The organism is Ornithinibacillus caprae (assembly GCF_009728145.1).
In the GTDB taxonomy this organism is placed as follows: domain Bacteria; phylum Bacillota; class Bacilli; order Bacillales; family Amphibacillaceae; genus Ornithinibacillus; species Ornithinibacillus caprae.
In genome coordinates this window covers 49,671-70,874 of sequence record NZ_WOCA01000012.1, presented here as the reverse complement: position 1 = coordinate 70,874, position 21,204 = coordinate 49,671, and the positions used below count along the sequence as shown (strand labels likewise).

The 21,204-nt window shown below is 35.8% G+C and carries 17 protein-coding genes; all 17 read left to right on the top strand.

Going from position 1 to position 21,204, the window contains the following annotated elements; translation table 11 throughout:
- The first annotated feature begins 129 nt into the window (after positions 1–129).
- Entirely contained in the window at positions 130–561 is a 432-nt protein-coding gene (mraZ, locus tag GMD78_RS14415) for a division/cell wall cluster transcriptional repressor MraZ (RefSeq protein ID WP_155669500.1), read from the top strand.
- Between the two features lie 33 nt (positions 562–594).
- Positions 595–1,572 carry a 16S rRNA (cytosine(1402)-N(4))-methyltransferase RsmH gene (gene rsmH, locus GMD78_RS14410; protein ID WP_155669499.1) on the top strand — a complete coding sequence of 326 codons (978 nt, stop codon included), beginning with the start codon at positions 595–597 and terminating at the stop codon, positions 1,570–1,572.
- The gene (gene ftsL / locus GMD78_RS14405) at positions 1,572–1,946 is read left to right on the top strand and encodes a cell division protein FtsL (protein WP_155669498.1); all 375 of its coding nucleotides are present in this window, start codon (positions 1,572–1,574) and stop codon (positions 1,944–1,946) included. Before rsmH ends, ftsL begins: the two co-directional genes overlap by 1 nt.
- Before the next feature lie 15 nt (positions 1,947–1,961).
- Entirely contained in the window at positions 1,962–4,196 is a 2,235-nt protein-coding gene (locus GMD78_RS14400) for a penicillin-binding transpeptidase domain-containing protein (RefSeq protein WP_155669497.1), read from the top strand.
- 113 nt (positions 4,197–4,309) lie between these two features.
- The gene (locus GMD78_RS14395) at positions 4,310–6,247 is read left to right on the top strand and encodes a stage V sporulation protein D (protein ID WP_155669496.1); all 1,938 of its coding nucleotides are present in this window, start codon (positions 4,310–4,312) and stop codon (positions 6,245–6,247) included.
- Between the two features lie 418 nt (positions 6,248–6,665).
- Positions 6,666–8,138 (top strand): UDP-N-acetylmuramoyl-L-alanyl-D-glutamate--2,6-diaminopimelate ligase, encoded by a 1,473-nt coding sequence (locus GMD78_RS14390; RefSeq protein WP_281349711.1) that lies wholly within the window; start codon positions 6,666–6,668, stop codon positions 8,136–8,138.
- A gap of 2 nt (positions 8,139–8,140) precedes the next feature.
- Positions 8,141–9,505, top strand: a complete 1,365-nt coding sequence (locus GMD78_RS14385; RefSeq protein ID WP_155669494.1) for a UDP-N-acetylmuramoyl-tripeptide--D-alanyl-D-alanine ligase — start codon at positions 8,141–8,143, stop codon at positions 9,503–9,505.
- A 221-nt stretch (positions 9,506–9,726) separates the two neighbouring features.
- Positions 9,727–10,692, top strand: a complete 966-nt coding sequence (gene mraY, locus GMD78_RS14380; RefSeq protein ID WP_155669585.1) for a phospho-N-acetylmuramoyl-pentapeptide-transferase — start codon at positions 9,727–9,729, stop codon at positions 10,690–10,692.
- Complete coding sequence (gene murD / locus GMD78_RS14375) at positions 10,689–12,038, top strand: UDP-N-acetylmuramoyl-L-alanine--D-glutamate ligase (RefSeq protein ID WP_155669493.1); 1,350 nt, start codon at positions 10,689–10,691, stop codon at positions 12,036–12,038. The genes mraY and murD overlap by 4 nt, the downstream gene beginning before the upstream one ends.
- Before the next feature lie 91 nt (positions 12,039–12,129).
- Positions 12,130–13,230: a stage V sporulation protein E gene (spoVE, locus tag GMD78_RS14370; RefSeq protein WP_425495059.1), complete on the top strand. Its 1,101-nt coding sequence runs from the start codon at positions 12,130–12,132 to the stop codon at positions 13,228–13,230.
- A 154-nt stretch (positions 13,231–13,384) separates the two neighbouring features.
- Positions 13,385–14,236: a cell division protein FtsQ/DivIB gene (locus GMD78_RS14365; protein WP_155669492.1), complete on the top strand. Its 852-nt coding sequence runs from the start codon at positions 13,385–13,387 to the stop codon at positions 14,234–14,236.
- 224 nt (positions 14,237–14,460) lie between these two features.
- Positions 14,461–15,750, top strand: a complete 1,290-nt coding sequence (gene ftsA, locus GMD78_RS14360; RefSeq protein ID WP_155669491.1) for a cell division protein FtsA — start codon at positions 14,461–14,463, stop codon at positions 15,748–15,750.
- A gap of 67 nt (positions 15,751–15,817) precedes the next feature.
- A complete protein-coding gene (gene ftsZ / locus GMD78_RS14355) occupies positions 15,818–16,948 on the top strand; it encodes a cell division protein FtsZ (RefSeq protein ID WP_155669490.1) in 1,131 nt (376 codons plus the stop codon).
- 755 nt (positions 16,949–17,703) lie between these two features.
- Entirely contained in the window at positions 17,704–18,624 is a 921-nt protein-coding gene (gene spoIIGA, locus GMD78_RS14350) for a sigma-E processing peptidase SpoIIGA (RefSeq protein WP_155669489.1), read from the top strand.
- A 98-nt stretch (positions 18,625–18,722) separates the two neighbouring features.
- Complete coding sequence (sigE, locus tag GMD78_RS14345; protein ID WP_155669488.1) at positions 18,723–19,442, top strand: RNA polymerase sporulation sigma factor SigE; 720 nt, start codon at positions 18,723–18,725, stop codon at positions 19,440–19,442.
- Between the two features lie 121 nt (positions 19,443–19,563).
- Positions 19,564–20,343, top strand: coding sequence for an RNA polymerase sporulation sigma factor SigG (gene sigG, locus GMD78_RS14340; protein WP_155669487.1), 780 nt, complete (start codon positions 19,564–19,566; stop codon positions 20,341–20,343).
- A 592-nt stretch (positions 20,344–20,935) separates the two neighbouring features.
- Positions 20,936–21,190 carry a YlmC/YmxH family sporulation protein gene (locus GMD78_RS14335; RefSeq protein ID WP_155669486.1) on the top strand — a complete coding sequence of 85 codons (255 nt, stop codon included), beginning with the start codon at positions 20,936–20,938 and terminating at the stop codon, positions 21,188–21,190.
- Positions 21,191–21,204 lie beyond the last annotated feature (14 nt).

The window sequence follows — 21,204 nt, the reverse complement described above, 5'->3', positions numbered from 1 at the left end:
CCTTGATATTTTTTATAGAAAGTTAGGCTAATTGCACTGTTTACATATAAAAGTTATTTTTTTTGAAAATTAAGTGGTGAAAAGTGGGGGAATGTGGTAAGATAGTTACATGAAAGTGGGGCGGACTATATGTTCATGGGTGAATTCCAACATAACATTGATACAAAAGGTAGAATTATTGTGCCTTCCAAGTTCCGTGAAGACCTTGGGGAACGTTTTGTTGTAACTCGTGGATTAGATAAATGTTTGTTCGCCTACCCAATGGAAGAATGGAAACTGTTAGAAGAAAAATTAAAAAAACTCCCATTAACGAAAAAGGACGCTAGAGCTTTTACGCGTTTTTTCTTTTCTGGAGCAGTGGAATGTGAAGTGGACAAGCAGGGAAGAATAAATATACCACAACCATTGCGAAATTATGCTGTTCTAGATAAAGAGTGTGTTGTGATCGGTGTATCCAATCGAATTGAGTTCTGGGCTAGTGAGAATTGGGAAGATTATTTTAATGATTCTGAGGAATCTTTCGCTGAGATAGCTGAGAATCTAATGGATTTCGATATTTAATGGATACAGCAAATCAATAAAGTGGGTGTTGACATGTTTGAGCATTACACAGTACTAAAAGAAGAGACAGTTAAAGGATTAGAGATAAAGCCAAATGGTACGTATGTAGATTGTACAGTTGGTGGGGGAGGGCATTCCGAGCGAATCGCTTCCCAATTAAATGAAGATGGATTACTCGTAGCTTTTGACCAGGATGTAGATGCATTAGCAGCTGCAAAAGAAAGGTTGACGCCTTATCTTGATCGTGTGCTATTTATCCAGAATAACTTCCGTCATATTGAGGAAGAGTTGTTGCAACACAATGTTGAACAGATTGATGGGATTTTATTTGATTTAGGAGTTTCTTCTCCACAACTTGATAGAGGAGAAAGGGGCTTTAGTTATCAACACGATGCAAAATTAGATATGCGCATGGACCAAACACAAGAATTGACAGCTTATGAGATTGTAAATGAATGGTCATATAATCAGTTAGTTTCCATCTTTTTTAGATATGGGGAAGAAAAATTTTCAAAACAAATTGCGAGAAAGATTGAAGAATATAGAAAAGTCCAACCAATTGAAACTACACATCAACTAGTGGAGATCATTAAAGAAGGAATTCCTGCTCCTGCAAGGAGAAAGGGTGGGCATCCAGCAAAACGAATATTCCAAGCAATTCGTATTGCTGTAAATGATGAGTTAACGGCCTTTAATGATGCGTTACATCAGGCTGCGAGAGTGATTGGGTTAAACGGAAGGATTGCAGTAATAACATTCCATTCGCTTGAAGATCGATTGTGTAAACAAGCGTTTAAGAAATGGAGTACTCCAAAGGAAACACCTAGAAATTTACCGGTTATCCCAAAGGATTATGAAGCACCATTTAAATTAGTGACTCGTAAGCCGATAATAGCTAAGGACAGTGAATTAGATAAGAATCGCCGGTCACGATCGGCAAAACTACGAATTGTTGAAAAAGTGAATAAGTGGAATGAAGATTTTATATATGAAGAAGGGTGGAAAAAGTAATGGCAGCTAATCAAGCTAGAGTATGGCAACAATCCTATAATACAGAATATACTGCACCAAAAGAAAAACAGAAAGTTATAATCCGTAAAAAGAGCTGGATCACAAAGGGAGAAAAAGTTCTTTATTCTTTTGTTGGGATTTTCTTGTTAGTTGCAGGTGCATATATGGTATCTTTTTCTTCTTCGATTGACACGTTAAATAGAGAATTACAATCTTTAGAGCAAACGGTTCAAACCCAAAAAGTAACAAATGAGGCGTTGGTATTTGAAATCAAAGATTTAAGCCGTCCAGAAAGAATTACACAGTATGCAAAGGACCATGGTTTAACGTTGCAAAATGCTGAAGTAAGACAAGCATCTTCGTTTAATAATTAGTAGTTGGTGAATAGGATGAAAAAAAATAAAACTACTCACTTAATGACAGGAATACTACTTATCTTGTTTGTAGGAGTTTTTTTGGTATTAACTGGTAGATTTTTATATATCCAAGCTGCGGGTGAGGTGCAAAACGTTTCCTTGGAGAAATGGGCTAAGGAAATAAGAACATCTTCCTATACACTTGACTCAGAACGTGGCAGGATATTTGACAATAATGGGATGACATTAGCATATGACATGCCAACATATCGAATCTACGCCATTGTGGATGAAACATATTCTGCAAATTTGGAAGAACCAAAGCATGTAGAAGATCCTGAAAAAACTGCTGAACAATTAGCTCCGTTTTTAGATGTGGATAAACAATATATTTTAGACCGTTTAAACTCTGGTGTTGAAAATGAAAAGGTACAAATTGAATTTGGAGCGTTTGGAAAAGATATTAGTCAATCGGAAAGGGATGAAATTGAGAAGTTGAACTTACCAGGGATCAATTTCATTCGAGAATCTACCAGACACTACCCAAATGGTATGTTTGCATCACATATTATTGGTTTTGCTAGGGAATCGGAAGTAGAAATAGAAGAAAATACTTTTATAAAAGAGATCCAGGGTGTTACCGGGATCGAACGTGAAATGAATGATCTATTAAGTGGAAAAGATGGATACATATCTTATGAAAGAGATTTGTATAACAAAAAACTATTAGATCCTAATGAAGTTGTTAAACAACCCGAAAATGGTGACGATGTCTATTTGACAATTGATCAAAAGATACAGACATTGCTAGAGGATGTTATGTCTCAGGTTGATGAAAAATATGAACCTGAACGTATAACAGCGATTGTAATGAACCCTAAAACTGGTGAAATATTAGCAATGGGAAATCGTCCAAGCTACAATCCTAATAATCCAGCAGATGTGCAAAATTGGTATAATGATGCCATTTCAACTCCTTTTGAGCCAGGTTCAACCATGAAGATGTTTACGTGGGCTGCGGCAATAGAGGAAGGTGTTTACAAGGGTTCGGATATGTATAAATCTGGAAGTTATCAAATTAATGATAGAATAAACCCCGTACATGACCATAATAATGGAAAGGGGTGGGACGTTATCTCATATGATGAAGGGTTTGCACGTTCTTCCAATGTTGCAGCAGCGAAGCTAGTGTGGGAAGTTATGGGTCCTGATGCATTTCTAGATTATATAAAGGCTTTTCACTTAGATCAAACCACTGGAATAGATTTACCTGGTGAAGTTGGTGGAAAGATCCTGTACAATTGGCCACTTGAGAAAATAACCACATCATTTGGGCAAGGTAGTACAGTTACACCAATTCAACAAATGAAAGCTGCCACTGCCATTGCAAATGATGGAAAAATGGTGAAACCATTTGTTATAAAAAAAATAGTAGATACAGATACAAATAATATTATAGAAGAAACAAAACCAGAAGTAATTGATGAACCAATTTCTAAGGAGACTGCTGAACAAGTTCGTAGTTTACTAGAATCTGCTGTGCAAGCTGAATATGGAACTGGTAGAAGGTTTAATCTAAGTGATTATTCTGTTGCTGGTAAAACAGGTACTGCTGAAATTCCTAACCCTGATGGTCCTGGTTACTTGGCGGGTGGAGGAAACTATATCTTTTCATTTTTAGGCATGGCTCCTGCAGAGGATCCAGAATTAATGATGTACGTTTCAGTAAAGCAACCAAATCTAGTAACGGAAGATGGTGTAGAACCAGGAAGTGCTCCAGTATCATTCATATTTAATCATGTAATGGAGAATAGCTTGCACTACTTAAATATTGAACCTGACAAAGAAGAATTTAATGAATCACATCTAGTAGAAATTCCTAAATTAGTTGGAACAAATGTAGAAAATTCTAAGCAGAGTTTAACAGATTTAGGATTTCGGGTTACGGTTGTTGGTTCAGGTAGTAAGGTTGCAGCTTCTAATGCCCTTCAAGGAAGCAGTATATTACAAAATGAACGAATTATTTTAATTACGGATCAACCGACTATGCCGGATATAACTGGGTGGTCCATGCGTGATGTATGGAAATTAGCAGATTTACTAGAAGTTAAAGTCGAAACAGCCGGACATGGCTATGTTGTAAATCAAAGTATTCAAGAGGGAAAATCTGTTTCTAAAAATGATGTGTTAGAGGTTGAATTAAACTCTCCTACGGAAGAAGAGGAAGCGCCGGAAGACGAATCAGGTACTGAAAGTGATGAAAGTTAACTAGCGCATTTGAATTTTTTAATAACTACATGATTTATTCTAAATACAGTGTTCTAATCAGTTTTTTAATTCATATAGTGGATACAAGCCTATCTATGAAGAGGGGATGAAGCATGAAACGTGTATCCACTGTAACAGTTAGAAAACGTTTAGTCACTGTTTTTCTTGTTGGACTAGTCTTCTTTGCAATCATTGATTTCCGCTTAGGTTATGTACAATTCATTATTGGTGATCAGTTGATGGAATTAGCAGATGAATCTTGGAGTAGAGATATTAAATTCCAACCTGAACGCGGCTATATTTTGGACAGGAATGGAGATATATTAGCTGAAAATGTTACTGCGCCATCGGTTGTAATCGTTCCAAGACAAGTAAAAGACCCAGAGGATACTGCCAAAAAAATAGCTGCAGTATTGGAAATTTCTTATGAAAAAGCGTATGAAAAAGTAACGAAAAATTCTTCATCAGTTGATATTAGACCCGAAGGAATCAAAATTACGGATAAACAAGAAAAGGCACTTAGAACGTTGAACTTAGAAGGTGTATATTTAGCGAAAGATTCAAAGAGGCACTATCCATATGGTGATGATTTAGCACACGTACTAGGATTTACTGGAATTGATAACCAAGGATTAATGGGGTTAGAGCTCTATTATGATGATATGCTTAAGGGTGATGAAGGAAGTCTGTCATTTTATTCGGATGCAAAGGGTGGTAGGTTAGAGCAATTAGCGGACAGTTATACCCCGCCAACAGATGGATTGGATTTAAAAACGACAATTGATTCTCGTGTACAAACAATATTAGAACGAGAATTAGATCTAGCTGTCGCTAAGTATAACCCTGATGGTGCATTAGCGATTGCGGTTAATCCAAAGACTGGTGGTGTTCTTGGTATGACATCAAGACCAAACTTTAATCCGGAAAACTATCAAGATGCAGACCCAGACATATATAACCGTAACTTACCTATTTGGAGTACCTATGAACCAGGTTCAACATTTAAAATTATTACACTTGCAGCTGCTTTAGAAGAAGGTATTGTCGATTTGGATGAAGATGAATTTCATGATCCTGGTCATATAGAAGTGGATGGGACTAATTTACACTGTTGGAAAGATGGTGGGCATGGGCACCAAACTTTTTTAGAAGTCGTTCAGAATTCTTGTAACCCAGGCTTCGTTACGTTAGGACAAGAACTAGGAACAGACAAGTTGTTTACGTATATTAAAGATTTCGGATTTGGGATAAAAACAGGTATTGATTTACAAGGTGAAGGTAATGGTATCTTGTTCAAACCAGAAAACGTTGGTCCTGTAGAGTTAGCCACAACTTCATTTGGTCAAGGTGTCTCTGTTACACCAATTCAACAAGTAATGGCTGTATCTGCAGCAGTAAATGGAGGATATTTATATGAACCATTTGTTGCTAAAGAATGGGTTGATCCACAAACAAAAAAAGTTGTGGAAGAAATTGAACCAGTTTTAAAAGATCGAGTGATTTCGGAATCAACTTCAAAAGAAATTAGAAGAGCTCTAGAAAGCGTTGTTGCTCTTGGATCTGGTAAGCCTGCTTATGTTGAGGGATATCGTGTAGGGGGGAAAACAGGTACAGCGCAAAAGGTAGGTCCAGATGGAAGATATATGGAAAACAATCATATTGTTTCTTTTATTGGTTTTGCTCCAGCAGACGATCCTGAAATTGTTGTCTACGTTGCGGTAGATAATCCGAAAGACACCCTTCAATTTGGAAGTGTTGTATCCGCTCCTATCGTTGGTTCGATAATTGGTGATAGCTTGAGAGCTTTAGGAGTTGAGCCAAGAACTGGTGGCATGGATAAAGAATATCAATGGCCAGAAGAACCACCTGTAGAAGTGCCAGATTTAACTGGTCTGAAAAAGGGAGACCTGACTAAATACATGATGAATTTGACTATTGAAGCGAATGGTACAGGGGATTACATTATTGATCAAGCACCTGCAGCTGGAACGAAGGTTGAAGCGGGTTCAAAAATTCGAATATTTTTATCGGAAAATAAAGGTACGGATTAAATTTATTTTGCTATAATATTAGGGTGTTAGGATTTTTTTAAGAGGGTAGTCTACCCTCTTAAAATTAATGGTTAACGAGAATAGTATGTAGGTGGTTTACGAGTATTATAGTTTTTGATGTTGATCCTGATCCTGTTGTAACTGACAGTATGACTCATTTATCTATCACTCAATCAGTAGGAATGAAGAATCCTAACTGATTGAAGATTCTTTATAGCTTGAGCCTGACCGATAAGTGATATTGATTTAACTATTTCTTTAGGCATCTAGGGTAAGTATAAGCTTTCCTATTTTGCTTATGTTCTACGAAGGCTTTCGCTGAAAAGACTTGCACTCAAGAAATTTAAGGGCTGTTAAAAAACAAGTTTTCGAGAATCCCTTTACTGAATGCCAAGTTTTCTAAGAAAGGATGTATATATTGCGATTAAAGGAAATTCTTTCTTTTATACCGTTTATCGCCGGATCAATAAATACAGATATGGAAATTAATGAGATTGAAATGGATTCACGAAAGGTCAAACCGGGAGATTTATTTGTATGTATTAATGGTTTTACTGTAGATGGTCATGATTATGTTGATGAAGCGATCAATCGAGGAGCTGTATGTATTGTAGCTGAAAAGAATATGGATGTTTCTGTACCTGTGTTGGTTGTGTCCGATACCGTTCGGTTTTTAGGAATGTCAGCAGCGAAATATTATGGGTTTCCCACTCACCAGGTTCCATTAATTGGTGTTACTGGAACAAATGGAAAAACTACGGTAACTTATTTATTAGAATCCATATTTAATCACAACAAGCAAAAAACAGGTGTGATTGGAACCATTCAAATGAAAATAGGGCAAGATGCCTTCCCAGTAAACAATACAACTCCTGATGCGTTATTTTTACAAAAAACAATTAAAAGTATGATAAATTATGGAGTAGATAAGGTGATTATGGAAGTTTCGTCACATGCTTTAGACTTGGGAAGAGTTTATGGCTGTGATTTTGATGTTGCCATCTTCACCAACTTATCGCAGGATCATCTAGATTATCATGACTCGATGGAAGATTATTTACGTGCAAAAAGTCTGCTATTTGCTCAATTAGGGAATAGATATGAGGAGAAGCATCCAAAGTTTGCTATAATAAATGTTGATGATTCATCTAGTGGATTATTACAAAGAAGCACAGCACAACATGTTATTACGTATGGATGTGAAAATGAAGCACATATAAGGGCGGAAAATATTAAGTTAGATGCTACTGGCACAAGCTTTATATTAATCACTCCGGTTGGTAAGGTACCCATTAAAAGTAAATTAATTGGTAAATTTAATGTGTATAATATGCTAGCAGCTAGTGCTGCGAGTATTGCATTACAGATACCGTTATCTGTAATTAAACATGCATTCGAACACATACCAGGGGTAAATGGTCGTTTTCAACCTGTGAAAGCAAACCACTCCTATTCTGTCATTGTAGATTATGCACACACTCCCGATTCATTGGAAAATGTGTTGCAAACCATCCATGAATTAGCTGAGAATAAAATATATGTAGTGGTTGGTTGTGGGGGAGATAGAGATAAAACGAAGCGACCACTTATGGCACAAATTGCATTAACATATGCTGATTATGCTATATTTACTTCAGATAATCCTCGAACCGAGGATCCTCATGTAATCTTAAAGGATATGACAGATGGTTTATCTGATGATCAAACAAATTATGAGGTAATTGTTGATCGAAAACAAGCCATTCACCATGCAATTAATCTTGCGCAAGAAAAGGATGTCATTTTAATTGCTGGGAAAGGTCATGAAACCTATCAACAAATCGGGCATAAAAAATATGATTTTGATGATCGAAAAGTAGCATTAAAAGCAATGGAAACTAAGGAGAAATGATTATGATTTTTACAACAAACTGGTTGTCGTCTTTCCTAGCCGATACTAGCGGCAAGGTAGAGGATCATATAGCAATTGAACAAATCATGACGGATAGCCGCAAACAAATAAAAAATTCATTGTTTGTACCTATCGTTGGTGAAAATTTTGATGGCCATGATTTTATTAAACAAGCTATTGATCATGGAGCTGTAGCAACTCTCTGGGCTAAAGATAGAGATTTGTCTAAAGTTATACCAACAGGTTTTCCAGTATTCTTTGTAGAAGATACCGTATCTGCATTGCAGGAAATGGCTGCTCAATACCGTGATAAAATAAATCCTACTGTAATCGGTGTTACAGGCTCTAACGGAAAAACATCTACAAAAGATATGATATCTTCCGTAATGAAGTCAACATATCGGACACATTTTACAGATGGTAATTTTAATAATGAGATCGGATTACCGTTGACTATTTTAGCAATGGACCAAGATACAGAAGTTCTAGTACTAGAAATGGGAATGAGTGATTTTGGTGAAATTGAGTTACTCTCTGATATAGCAAAACCAGATTATGCAGTCATTACTAATATCGGTGAATCGCATATTGAATTTTTAGGCTCTCGTCAAGGTATTGCAAAAGCGAAACTAGAAATCACTAGTGGGTTAAAGGGAAATGGCAAGTTAATCATTGATGGTGATGAGGAATTGCTTCGGCATGTACATAATGATCCAAAAGTAATTACTTGTGGATTTAAACCTTATAACGATGTTACAATATACAATGTTGAAATTAAGCATGATCAAACTGTATTCAATCTTTCTGATGATATTACCTATACGGTGCCTCTTTTAGGAGAGCATCAAGCGCAAAATGCATCGTATGCTATTACCTTAGGGAAATTAATGGGAATTGATTCAGAGGTAATAAAGAATGCTTTACATACCCTTTCTATTACTTCGATGCGCTTTGAAATGTTAAAAGGTAAGAATGATGTTGCGATGATTAATGATGCCTATAATGCATCACCAACATCGATGAAAGCAGCAGTTGAGGTTGTCAAACAAATGAAAGGATTCTCTGAAAAAGTATTAATCCTTGGAGATATATTTGAATTAGGGGAGCATTCCATAGCAATGCATCAATCCGTTGCAGATGTTATTGATGAATCAGTTACTGCTCTATTTACAGTCGGTAAGGACTCTAGAGTTATTTCAGAAGCAGTTCAAGAGAAACAATTACCCGTACGCACAAAACACGTTGAGGTAAAAGAGGATTTAGTTGAATCGTTGCAGCCTTACCTAAAGAAAGATACTCTGCTATTATTTAAAGCATCACGTGGTATGCAGTTTGAATCATTAATCAATAAATTACAAAACATATAAGAAATGCATAAATGTGTAAGTCGTTACGCATTTATACTATACATATAATTGGGCTGGCCCAAAACTAGGTAAGGGTGGTACTGCCAGTATATGTACAATTCGTTCATCTAACAATCAGTAAAAAAGAAAATATTCCTACTGGTTAAAGATTCACTTTATAAGAGTCATGAATGGACGGTTTCGTATGAGGAGGAATTGTAGTGAATATTATTGTATTACTAATGACTATAGCTATAGCATTTTTAGTTACCGTCCTCTTGTCACCAATTTTTATTCCGTTTTTGAGACGTTTAAAGTTTGGACAAAGCATAAGAGAAGAGGGACCACAATCTCATATTAAAAAAACAGGTACACCAACTATGGGTGGAATAATGATTGTAATAAGTATTATTATTACATCGATCATCATGGTGAGTAAAAATAATGCCACCACGATTGGATATGAACTATATTTATTATTATTTGTTCTGATCGGTTATGGACTTTTAGGTTTTCTTGATGATTTTATTAAAGTAGCGATGAAACGAAATCTTGGGTTAACATCCAGACAAAAAATGTTGGGCCAAATTATTATTGCTCTTATTTTCTACTTTATTTTACGTGGTCAAGATTTTCCAACATATATTCAAATCCCAGGAACAAACATCCAATGGGAACTTGGATGGGGCTATGCTCTATTAATTATTTTTATGCTTGTAGGAGCTTCTAATGCTGTTAATTTAACTGATGGACTAGATGGGTTACTTGCAGGTACAGCTGCTATAGCTTTCGGCGCTTTTGGTATTCTCGCGTGGTACGGTTTCCCTCAAAATGAAGTAGCCATTTTCTCTTTAGCAGTAGTTGGTGCATTATTAGGTTTTCTTGTTTTTAATGCACATCCCGCTAAAGTATTTATGGGTGACACAGGTTCATTAGCTCTAGGTGGCGCAATTGCTGCTGTGGCAATATTAACGAAGCTAGAAATTTTATTAGTCATTATCGGTGGTGTCTTTGTTATTGAAACACTTTCGGTAATTATTCAAGTGATCTCGTTTAAAACAACTGGAAAAAGGGTATTTAAAATGAGTCCATTACATCACCATTATGAATTGTTAGGCTGGTCTGAATGGAGAGTAGTTACAACATTCTGGTTGATTGGGATTGTTTTTGCTGCTCTAGGTATCTATATTGAGGTGTGGTTAGGTTGAATAAACTTGTAGATTTTCCTTATGATAAGGTGCTTGTCCTTGGATTGGCGAAAAGTGGTACTGCCGCTGCCAAGACTCTATTAGAAAATGGAATTAATGTCCGTGTGAATGATATGAAAACGGAAGAAAATGATCCAGGGGTTGTGGAATTAAAGACGATGGGAGCAGATGTAATTGTGGGTTCTCATCCTCTTTCCGTGTTAGATGATATGGAATTAGTTGTTAAGAATCCTGGAATTTCTTATGAGAATCCAATTATTGTGGAAGCAATGAAACGGGACATTCCTATTATAACTGAGATTGAGATTGCAGGTCGTTTAGCAAAAGGATCCATTATTGGTATTACAGGATCCAATGGTAAAACAACAACAACGACATTGACGAATGAAATGTTGTTGAATAGTGGTCAATCCGTTAAATTAGCAGGAAACATAGGAATTGTTGCTACAGATGTAGCAAAACATTTACGTAATGATGAAAAGATGATTTTAGAACTTTCTTCCTTTCAATTAATGGGAGTTCAGACATTTAGACCGAATATAGCGATACTTATAAATCTGTTTGAGGCCCATTTAGATTATCATAAAACATTTGCGAATTATGTCGACGCAAAAAGCAATATCTTTAAGCATCAAATGGAAAATGATTATTTAGTTTATAATGCAGATGATCGAAAAGTAACGGAAGCTGTAAAAGGTGCAAAGTCTATTAAAGTGCCATTTTCCGTTAAGGTAAAACAGGAACATGGTGCGTGGGCAAATGAAGAAAGTATATTCTTTAAAGATGAAAAGATTATGGACCGTAAAGATATTGTATTAGTCGGTGAGCATAATTTAGAAAATATTTTATCCGCTATGAGTGCAGCAAAATTAAGTGGTGCAACAAATGAAGGGATACGGAATGTCCTATCAACTTTTTCTGGCGTGAAGCATCGCTTGCAGTTTGTTGAAAATATAAATGACCGTCTTTTCTATAATGATTCCAAAGCTACAAATATTTTAGCGACTAAAAAGGCACTCTCCTCATTTTCTCAACCAGTAGTTCTCCTTGCGGGTGGATTAGATCGAGGCAATGGATTTGACGAAATGATACCTGCGTTACAACATGTTAAAGCGATGGTAGTATTTGGCGAAACTGCTGAGAAGTTAACGTATACTGGTGAAAAAGCAGGTGTTGAGACGATTGTCCGTGCATCTAATGTAGAGGATGCGGTTCGAGAGGCATATGCTGTTTCTGAAGCAAATGACATTATTCTTTTATCACCAGCATGTGCAAGTTGGGATCAATACCGTACATTTGAAGAAAGAGGAGACATGTTTATCCATGCTGTGCATACATTAAAGTAGGGGCTTGTTTTATGTTTGATGTCACTACTTTAAGAAAAAAGATTCGCCCCTAAGTCTACAAAGAGTGAGGGGTGTTTTTTTGATTCCTAAGATATTGAAAATGAAAGATAAGCCAGATTATACGCTGTTTGCAATCATTATGATTTTACTTATCGTTGGTATTATAATGGTTTTTAGTTCTTCGTATGTTTGGGCGGAATATAAGTACTCAGATACATTTTACTTTTTAAAAAGGCAATTATTATTTGCTGGTGCCGGGATCGTTGCGATGTTCTTTACGATGATGACTCCTTATAACACCTGGGGAAAATATGCAAAAGTAATTTTATTGTTTTGTTTCTTTTTATTGTTAATTGTTCTAATACCCGGTATAGGGATGACTCGTGGTGGAGCACAAAGCTGGATTGGGGTTGGTGCATTCAGCATCCAACCATCTGAATTCATGAAATTAGGTATGATTATGTTTCTTTCTGCGTACCTTGCTGCAAAACAAAAATATATTACATCGTTTAAAAAAGGATTCTTTCCTTCTCTAATGTTAGTGTTTACTGCCTTTGGATTGATCATGCTTCAGCCTGATTTAGGAACAGGTATGGTATTAGTATTAACATCAATGTTAATTATTTTTGTGGCTGGGGCAAGAATATCCCATTTTATCGGACTAGCTATATTTGGTTTAATTGGGTTCGCACTATTGATCCTTTCCGCTCCTTATCGGATTAGCAGAATTACAGCTTTTCTAAATCCGTGGGAAGACCCATTAGGAGATGGATTTCAGATCATCCAATCCCTTTATGCCATCGGACCAGGTGGTTTAATGGGAGTAGGTTTAGGGGAAAGCTTACAAAAGTATTTTTATCTACCCGAGCCACAAACTGATTTTATCTTCGCTATTCTTGGTGAAGAACTTGGATTTATAGGTGGTAGCTTCGTAATTGGTTTGTTTGCATTATTATTTTGGAGAGGAATTAAAATTGCTCTAGAGGCTCCAGATTTATTTGGCCGCTTTTTGGCGTTAGGAATCGTATCTATGTTAACAATCCAAGTTATGATTAATGTAAGTGTAGTAATTGGTCTTATTCCAGTAACAGGTATCACGTTACCATTTCTAAGTTATGGTGGTTCCTCGTTAACACTAACACTTTGCTCTGTAGGTATATTGTTAAATATTAGTAGATATACAAAGGTATAGTTTCCTAGATTACGTATTGATAATTAATAATATGAATCTAGTGAAAGTTTACTATATGTTTATACTATTAATATGTTATAATTTACGTAACGGTTGAAACGGCATTATAATGCCGTTTCATTCTGTTAATTTTGAATAAAAGGAAGAAGTAGCAATGAGTGAAAAGAAGATTGTTTCGATTGAGGATCGAATCCCTAAATTGAAACAAGCCCGTAAGAAAAAAGCCAACAGGCGATTAGTGTTTTACCTTTCCATTTTTTTCTTCTTAATATCTATCATTGTTTATCTTCAATCACCTTTAAGCCATGTTAAAACAATTAATGTTAAAGGTAATTCATACTTTACGGATGAATCAATCATTGAGCAGAGTAATGTATCTATTAATACTAGTATTTGGTCTGTGAATAAGGAAGAGGTTATATTAGCCTTGAAGGGTAATCCAATCATTGATTCTGTAGATGTACAACGCAAATTACCTTGGACAGTGGATATTCACGTATCAGAGCATCAGCGGATCGGTTATATGAAGGATGAAAACCTTTATTTTCCTATTTTAAGTAATGGTGCAGTGCTAACAGAACATGGACAGGAATTACATAATGGTGATGCTCCACTTTTAGTTGGCTTTACGGAGGAAGAATATCTACATAAACTAGCTCAGGAATTGAGCGAACTACCAGATAGTATTTTAAATCTAATTTCAGAGGTACACTGGAGTCCAACGACTGAAAATAAGCATAAGATTATGCTTTATATGAATGATGGTTTTTTAGTAGATGGAACCATACGTGATTTCTCAAATAAAATGAAAGTCTATCCTTCTATTGTGTCACAATTGGACCCAGACGAAATGGGTATTATACATATAGGTGTTGGTGCGTATTTCGAATCGTTTAATCAAGTGACCGAAGAAGCGGAATTTGATGAAGTTCCAAGTGAAGAAATAGATAATGAAAATAATGAAGAGACAGAAGAAGAAATAGAAAATGAACTTGATGAAGAATAATTTTTACTTTTTTTAGTAAATCTGTGTACAATTTTGAAAAAAAATAGGATAATTAAAAAGGAATCAGCAGTTTTTTATTGAATTAACTATTATATATTTCTTTTTTATTCTATTTCCTTTAAAATAATAGATTATAGTATAATTAATAGAATAAGGTTAAATGGAAAATCATCTGATTAGACATAGCGTTTGTTAGATGCTTCTGAATTGGGAGGTGCCTTTCGTTGAACAACAGTGATATACTAGTTAGTCTTGATATAGGTACAGCAAAAATTAAAGTAATTATTGGCGAGGTAATGAATGACTCACTGAATATTATTGGTGTAGGTACAGCTAAATCGAATGGTATGAAAAAAGGTGCCATAGTTGATATTGATCAAACTGTTCAATCAATCAAAACAGCTGTTGAACAGGCTGAACGTATGGTTGGTATGCAAGTTGATAGTGTTGTAGTTGGTATCAGTGGAAATCATATTCAGCTGCAGCCTTGTCATGGTGTAGTTGCTGTTCAAAGTGAAAATCGTGAAATAAGTGATGAGGACGTTAAAAGAGTAATTGATGGAGCACAAGTAATTTCTATCCCACCAGAACGCGAAATTATTGATGTAATTCCAAAACAATTTATCGTAGACGGACTAGATGAAATTACAGATCCTAGAGGGATGATCGGAGTAAGATTAGAAATGGAAGGGACAATTATTACTTGTTCTAAAACCGTTTTACATAATATATTAAAATGTGTAGAACGTGCTAATCTTCAAGTTTCCGATATATGCTTACAACCATTATCTGCAGGAACCATAGCATTATCAAAAGATGAAAAAAACCTCGGAGTGGCCTTGATTGATGTAGGTGGCGGTTGTACGACCGTATCTGTATTTGAAAATGATCATCTAGTTTCAACTAGCGTTGTTCCACTAGGTGGAGATAATATTACAAAAGATCTATCTATTGGACTTAGAACAACGACAGAAGAAGCAGAAGATATTAAATTGAATTACGGACATGCTTTTTATGATGAAGCACAAGAAGATGAAACATTCCAAGCAACAATCATAGGAAGTAATAAGACGGAAACCTATAATCAATTACAAATCTCTGATATGATTGAAGCGAGATTAGAGGAAATTTATGCTTTCGCTGAAAGAGAAATCAGAAAAATGGGTTACCACGAATTACCAGGTGGATATGTGTTAACAGGTGGTACAATGAAGATGCCTGGAGTTCTTGAACTTGCACAGGATTTGTTCCGAGCTAATGTACGTATAGCTATACCTGACTACATAGGTGTTAGAGAAGCACAATTTACTGCAGGGGTTGGAATACTTCAATTTGCATACTACAATGCAAAAATTCAAGGGAAAGAGCTATACCCAGCTGTACAAACAGCAATGGAAGAACCAAAACCACCAAAAAGAGTAAAAAAACAACAAACAAAATCGAATGATACAAAAGAAGAGAAGAACAAAAAAGAATCTGGAATTGCTAATTTATTCAAGTATTTCTTCGATTAAACAGCGTTCCCATACGAAAATTAGCTTCTAGAAATCTTGTAATTTGCATATTAGGAGGAACGAAAAAATGTTAGAGTTTGATACAAATATGGACCAACTTGCTTCCATTAAAGTTATTGGTGTTGGCGGCGGTGGAAATAACGCTGTTAACCGTATGATTGAGCATGGTGTTGAAGGTGTTGAATTTATAGCTGTTAACACGGATGCACAAGCTTTAAATCTATCAAAAGCTGAAATTAAACTTCAGATCGGCGGAAAACTTACTCGCGGATTAGGTGCCGGTGCGAATCCTGAAGTAGGAAAGAAAGCTGCTGAAGAAAGTAGAGAACAAATTGAAGAAGTACTACAAGGCGCGGACATGATTTTTGTAACTGCCGGTATGGGTGGTGGAACTGGAACAGGAGCAGCTCCAACTATTGCACAAATCGCTAAAGACCTAGGTGCATTAACTGTAGGGGTTGTTACTCGACCATTTTCATTTGAAGGTAGAAGACGTTCTACCCAAGCTGTTTCAGGTATTGAGGCATTAAAAAATAGTGTTGATACATTGATTGTTATTCCTAATGATCGCTTACTTGAAATCGTTGATAAAAATACACCAATGTTGGAAGCATTCCGTGAAGCAGATAATGTTTTACGTCAAGGTGTACAAGGTATATCTGATTTAATTGCTAAACCAGGGTTGATTAATGTTGATTTTGCTGACGTTAAAACAATCATGTACGATAAAGGTTCTGCCTTAATGGGTATTGGTGTATCAACAGGAGAAAGCCGTGCAACTGAAGCTGCTAAGAAGGCTATTTCATCACCTTTATTAGAAACTTCTATTGATGGTGCACATGGTATTTTAATGAACATCACAGGTGGAACGAACTTAAGCTTGTATGAAGTACAAGAAGCAGCTGATTTAGTTACAAACGCAGCAGATGAAGAGGTAAATGTAATCTTTGGATCGGTTATTAATGAAGATCTTAAGGATGAAATTGTGGTTACTGTAATTGCTACTGGTTTTGACGAATCGAAGAAGCAGGAGCAGACTCCAAGACAACGACCGGTTGTGAATCATCATCAACATGCTGCTACAAAAGCAAATGACGATATTCCAAGAGAGCCAGTGCAACAGAATCGTCCGAAACAAGAAGAAGATACATTAGATATTCCAACCTTCTTAAGAAATCGTAATAGGGATAGACGATAAAGTTATATAAATATGTAAAAATGATTGAAAACGCAAAGGGATTTTTTCCTTTGCGTTTTTGTGTTTTAAGTAAAGAAGATATAAAATGCGCAGTAACTTTCGCTTAGATTTACTTTCTTTCGCTCCTTACGAATCTAGTGCTATAACACCGCTCCGGCAGAATACTTCGCTTTCCGCGGGCACGGCCTCAGCTTCCTCGGAAGCAAAACCACCTTCCTGCGGGATTCTTCGGACACGTGCTTTCCAGCAGGAGTCTAGGTATTCTGCCTACGCTAGTGATAGTGACTAAAAGGAGCTTGAACAGATGTCGCCCTTGTACTGGTATTGGAAGTGAAAAGTATTTTCGGATGTCAAGACCAGTACATTACTTCTTAAATTTTATCCTAGTTTCATACCATTAGTTACTGTGCTTTTTACATCTAATCTTCACTAGACTATGATGTGATCTTATTATCGTTTATCATATAAAGCATTTCTTTTACTTTCAATCCTCCGACAAACTCCCCAATAACTAGTTGAAATTAGCGATAATATGCATACAAGAAGTGACAGACTTCGCTGAAGAAGTAAGCTATACTTTGTCTACAGTTAGACTCTTTCCATATCCCGTAATCATTATAGTCTATAAGGTTTCCGTGTTTCTATCTGATTAGAAAACTTGGCATTCGCCAAGCCTTTATGGTGAAGCCCTTAGTTGCATTTATGCAGGATAGGAAAGTTTATACTTTCCTATATGCCTAGAAAGGAAGAGCAAGTTGACCATTTACCTTGATGTTGTCTGGGCATTAAATTTTTTCTTGGATATGATGCTCCTGTTACTGACACAAGCATTGGCAAGAGAGAATGTAAAAAAATATCGTCTTTTTATCGGCGCATTTGTAGCTTCATTGCTAGTTCCAATTACGCTATATTTCCCAGACTCATTTTTTACTAGTTTACTAGGGAAACTACTTTACTCTGTACTCATTATTTTAAGTAGTTTTCATTTTTACTCCATCTATCGAACCATTAAATTACTTTTATTATTTTATTTTACGTCTTTCTCAGTTGGAGGTGGTTTAATAGCAGCACACTTTCTCTTCCAAAGTCCAATCGGTTTAACTCAAGGAGGTTTTCTAACGTTTGATAGTGGTTATGGGGATCCGGTTAGTTGGATATTTGTTATTATTGGCTTTCCAATTGCATGGTGGTTTACGAAGATCCGTATGGACAAGCACGCAGTAGAAAAGATCCGCTATGATCAATTGTATCCTGTTACAATTTCATTGAAAAATAAAAGTTTCTCAACAACTGGCTATATTGATAGTGGAAATCAGCTTGTTGATCCACTAACTAAACGGCCCGTCATTATCTGTGATGAATCCTTTCTAAAACAATGGTTTACCGAGGATGAATGGAAAAGTCTAAAGGAAGCTTATGAAACACTTGATATAGAGAACATCCCAAAAAGTTGGGAGAAATATATGCAAATTATTCCTTATCATGGTGTGGAAGGACGTAGTAGATTTTTATTTGCAATTAAACCTGAACAATTAATAGTGTACTACGATGAAAATAAAATTATAACAAATAAAATAGTAATTGGTATTCAATTTGGAGATCTCACAAAGGATCATCAATATCATTGTTTACTCCATCCACAAATATTTAAATTGTCTACTGTACATTCAGCATGATTTTTTGAATACCTAGCTTTATGATAAATGCTTAAGTTACACAATTGCAGGGTATGAAAGTGTATACTTTCTTATCAGTCAAAAAAGGAGAGATAATTTTGAAACTATTGAAGTTAAGGATGCGTTTATGGTGGTATAAAATCCTTATTAAATTAGGTATTAAGTCTGAAGAGATATATTATATAGGTGGTAGTGAAGCATTACCACCACCGTTGTCAAAAGAAGAAGAAAGTGAACTTTTAGAATTACTTCCTAAAGGAGATAAATCAGCTCGCGCTGTTTTGATCGAGCGTAATTTACGTTTAGTTGTATATATCGCTCGAAAATTTGAAAACACTGGAATTAATATTGAGGATTTAATTAGTATTGGAACAATTGGTTTAATTAAAGCCGTTAATACGTTTAATCCGGAGAAGAAAATTAAATTAGCTACATATGCATCAAGATGCATAGAGAACGAAATTCTTATGTACTTAAGAAGGAATAATAAACTAAAATCCGAAATCTCATTTGATGAACCTTTAAATATTGATTGGGATGGGAATGAGTTGTTACTTTCTGATGTTTTAGGAACTGAAGAAGATATTATTACTAAAAACCTAGAGACAAAAGTTGATAAACACTTACTTCAAAATGCTCTATCTCAATTAAATGCCAGGGAAAAACAAATTATGGAATTACGCTTTGGTTTAGTTGGAGAAGAAGAAAAGACGCAGAAGGATGTTGCCGACATGTTAGGGATTTCTCAATCATACATTTCACGATTAGAGAAGAAAATTATTAGGCGATTAAAAAAAGAATTTAATAAAATGGTTTAGCCTAGATATGATAAGTAATCCGACATTTTTTTAGCCATTTCAACAAAAAATGCTTTGCATAAAAACCCTTCCTAGAGGAGATACTGTCCATGAACAGCATCTCCAACTGGGAGGGTACAGAATGACTAGACATAAGGTAGTAATTTGTGGTGTAGACACTTCAAAATTACCGGTATTAACAAATGAAGAAATGCGAGAACTTTTCATTAAGATGCAAGATGGAGATATTTCAGCAAGAGAGGAACTAGTAAACGGAAACTTGCGTCTAGTATTGAGTGTAATTCAACGATTTAATAATCGTGGAGAGTATGTAGACGATCTATTTCAAGTTGGTTGTATTGGACTGATGAAATCTATTGATAATTTTGATTTAAGTCACAATGTTCGATTTTCTACGTACGCAGTTCCGATGATTATCGGGGAGATTAGAAGATACTTGCGTGATAATAATCCAATACGTGTATCTAGATCTCTCCGAGACATTGCCTATAAGGCATTACAAGTACGTGAAAAATTAATTAACAAGACATCAAAAGAACCAACACCTATGGAAATTGCCGAAGAAATGGGCGTACCACACTCGGATATAGTATTTGCTATGGATGCAATACAGGATCCTGTTTCTCTATTTGAACCTATCTATAATGATGGTGGAGATCCAATATACGTGATGGACCAAATTAGTGACGATAAGGATAAGGATGAAACATGGGTTGACAAGCTTTCATTGAAAGAAGGAATGTATCAATTAAATGAACGAGAAAAGATGATTTTAAATAAGCGGTTTTTTCAAGGGAAAACACAAATGGAGGTTGCAGATGAGATTGGAATCTCCCAAGCTCAGGTGTCTCGCTTAGAAAAAGCAGCCATCAGCCAAATGAATAAGCAAATGTTCGAATAACATAATTCATGGAGGTTTATATCATAAAGGATATAGAATGAGCAGTAACTTATTTCTATGAAAATGCTCTGAGAAGTGTATACTCCTTTCGTATAAAGTATCGTTCTTAAAACATATTTAATTAGAACACTAGCTTGCGTAGGCTAAATATGTAGACTCCTGCGGGAACAAACAGCACAGTACGTTTCTGAAGACCCCGCAAATGCGCCTACGTCTTCTTGCATCACTTCGAAGCATAGTTCCTAGGCACAAGGGCAAAGTGGACACTGTGAAAGTGACTGAAAGGAGCTTGAACAGATGTCGCCCTTGTGCTGGAAGTGAAAACGAAATATTCTGCCGTAGCGGTGTTATGGCACTTGTTTCGAAGGTGAGGTAGAAAGTAAATCCATGAATGAATTCTATATCAACTGGGAAATTTAATAACCAACGAAATTTATGTGAAATAAGTAAATACTTAGATCAAGAACAGGACATTGTGGCCTGTTCTTTTTTTATGACATTTTATTAAGCAAAGATGGGAAGGCTCTTTTGTACGTGAAGGATAAATTAAATAGGTCATGCATATATATTTTGGTAAGGTGGGGTGATTTAGATGGTCACATTATCAGAACTTCAAACAAAGGAAGTTATTGTTATTAATGATGGGAAAAGACTCGGTCACATATCTGATTTAGAAATTGACCCAAATCGTGGGCGGATAATTGCACTGGTAATATATTTAAAAGACAAGGGAGGATTATTTGGAAAAGCAGATGAACTAATTATATACTGGGATCAAATCGTCACGATTGGTATGGATGTGATATTAGTTAGAGATGCACAAAGTCAACGCTTACTTATTGAGTGAAACTTTCTCAAAAA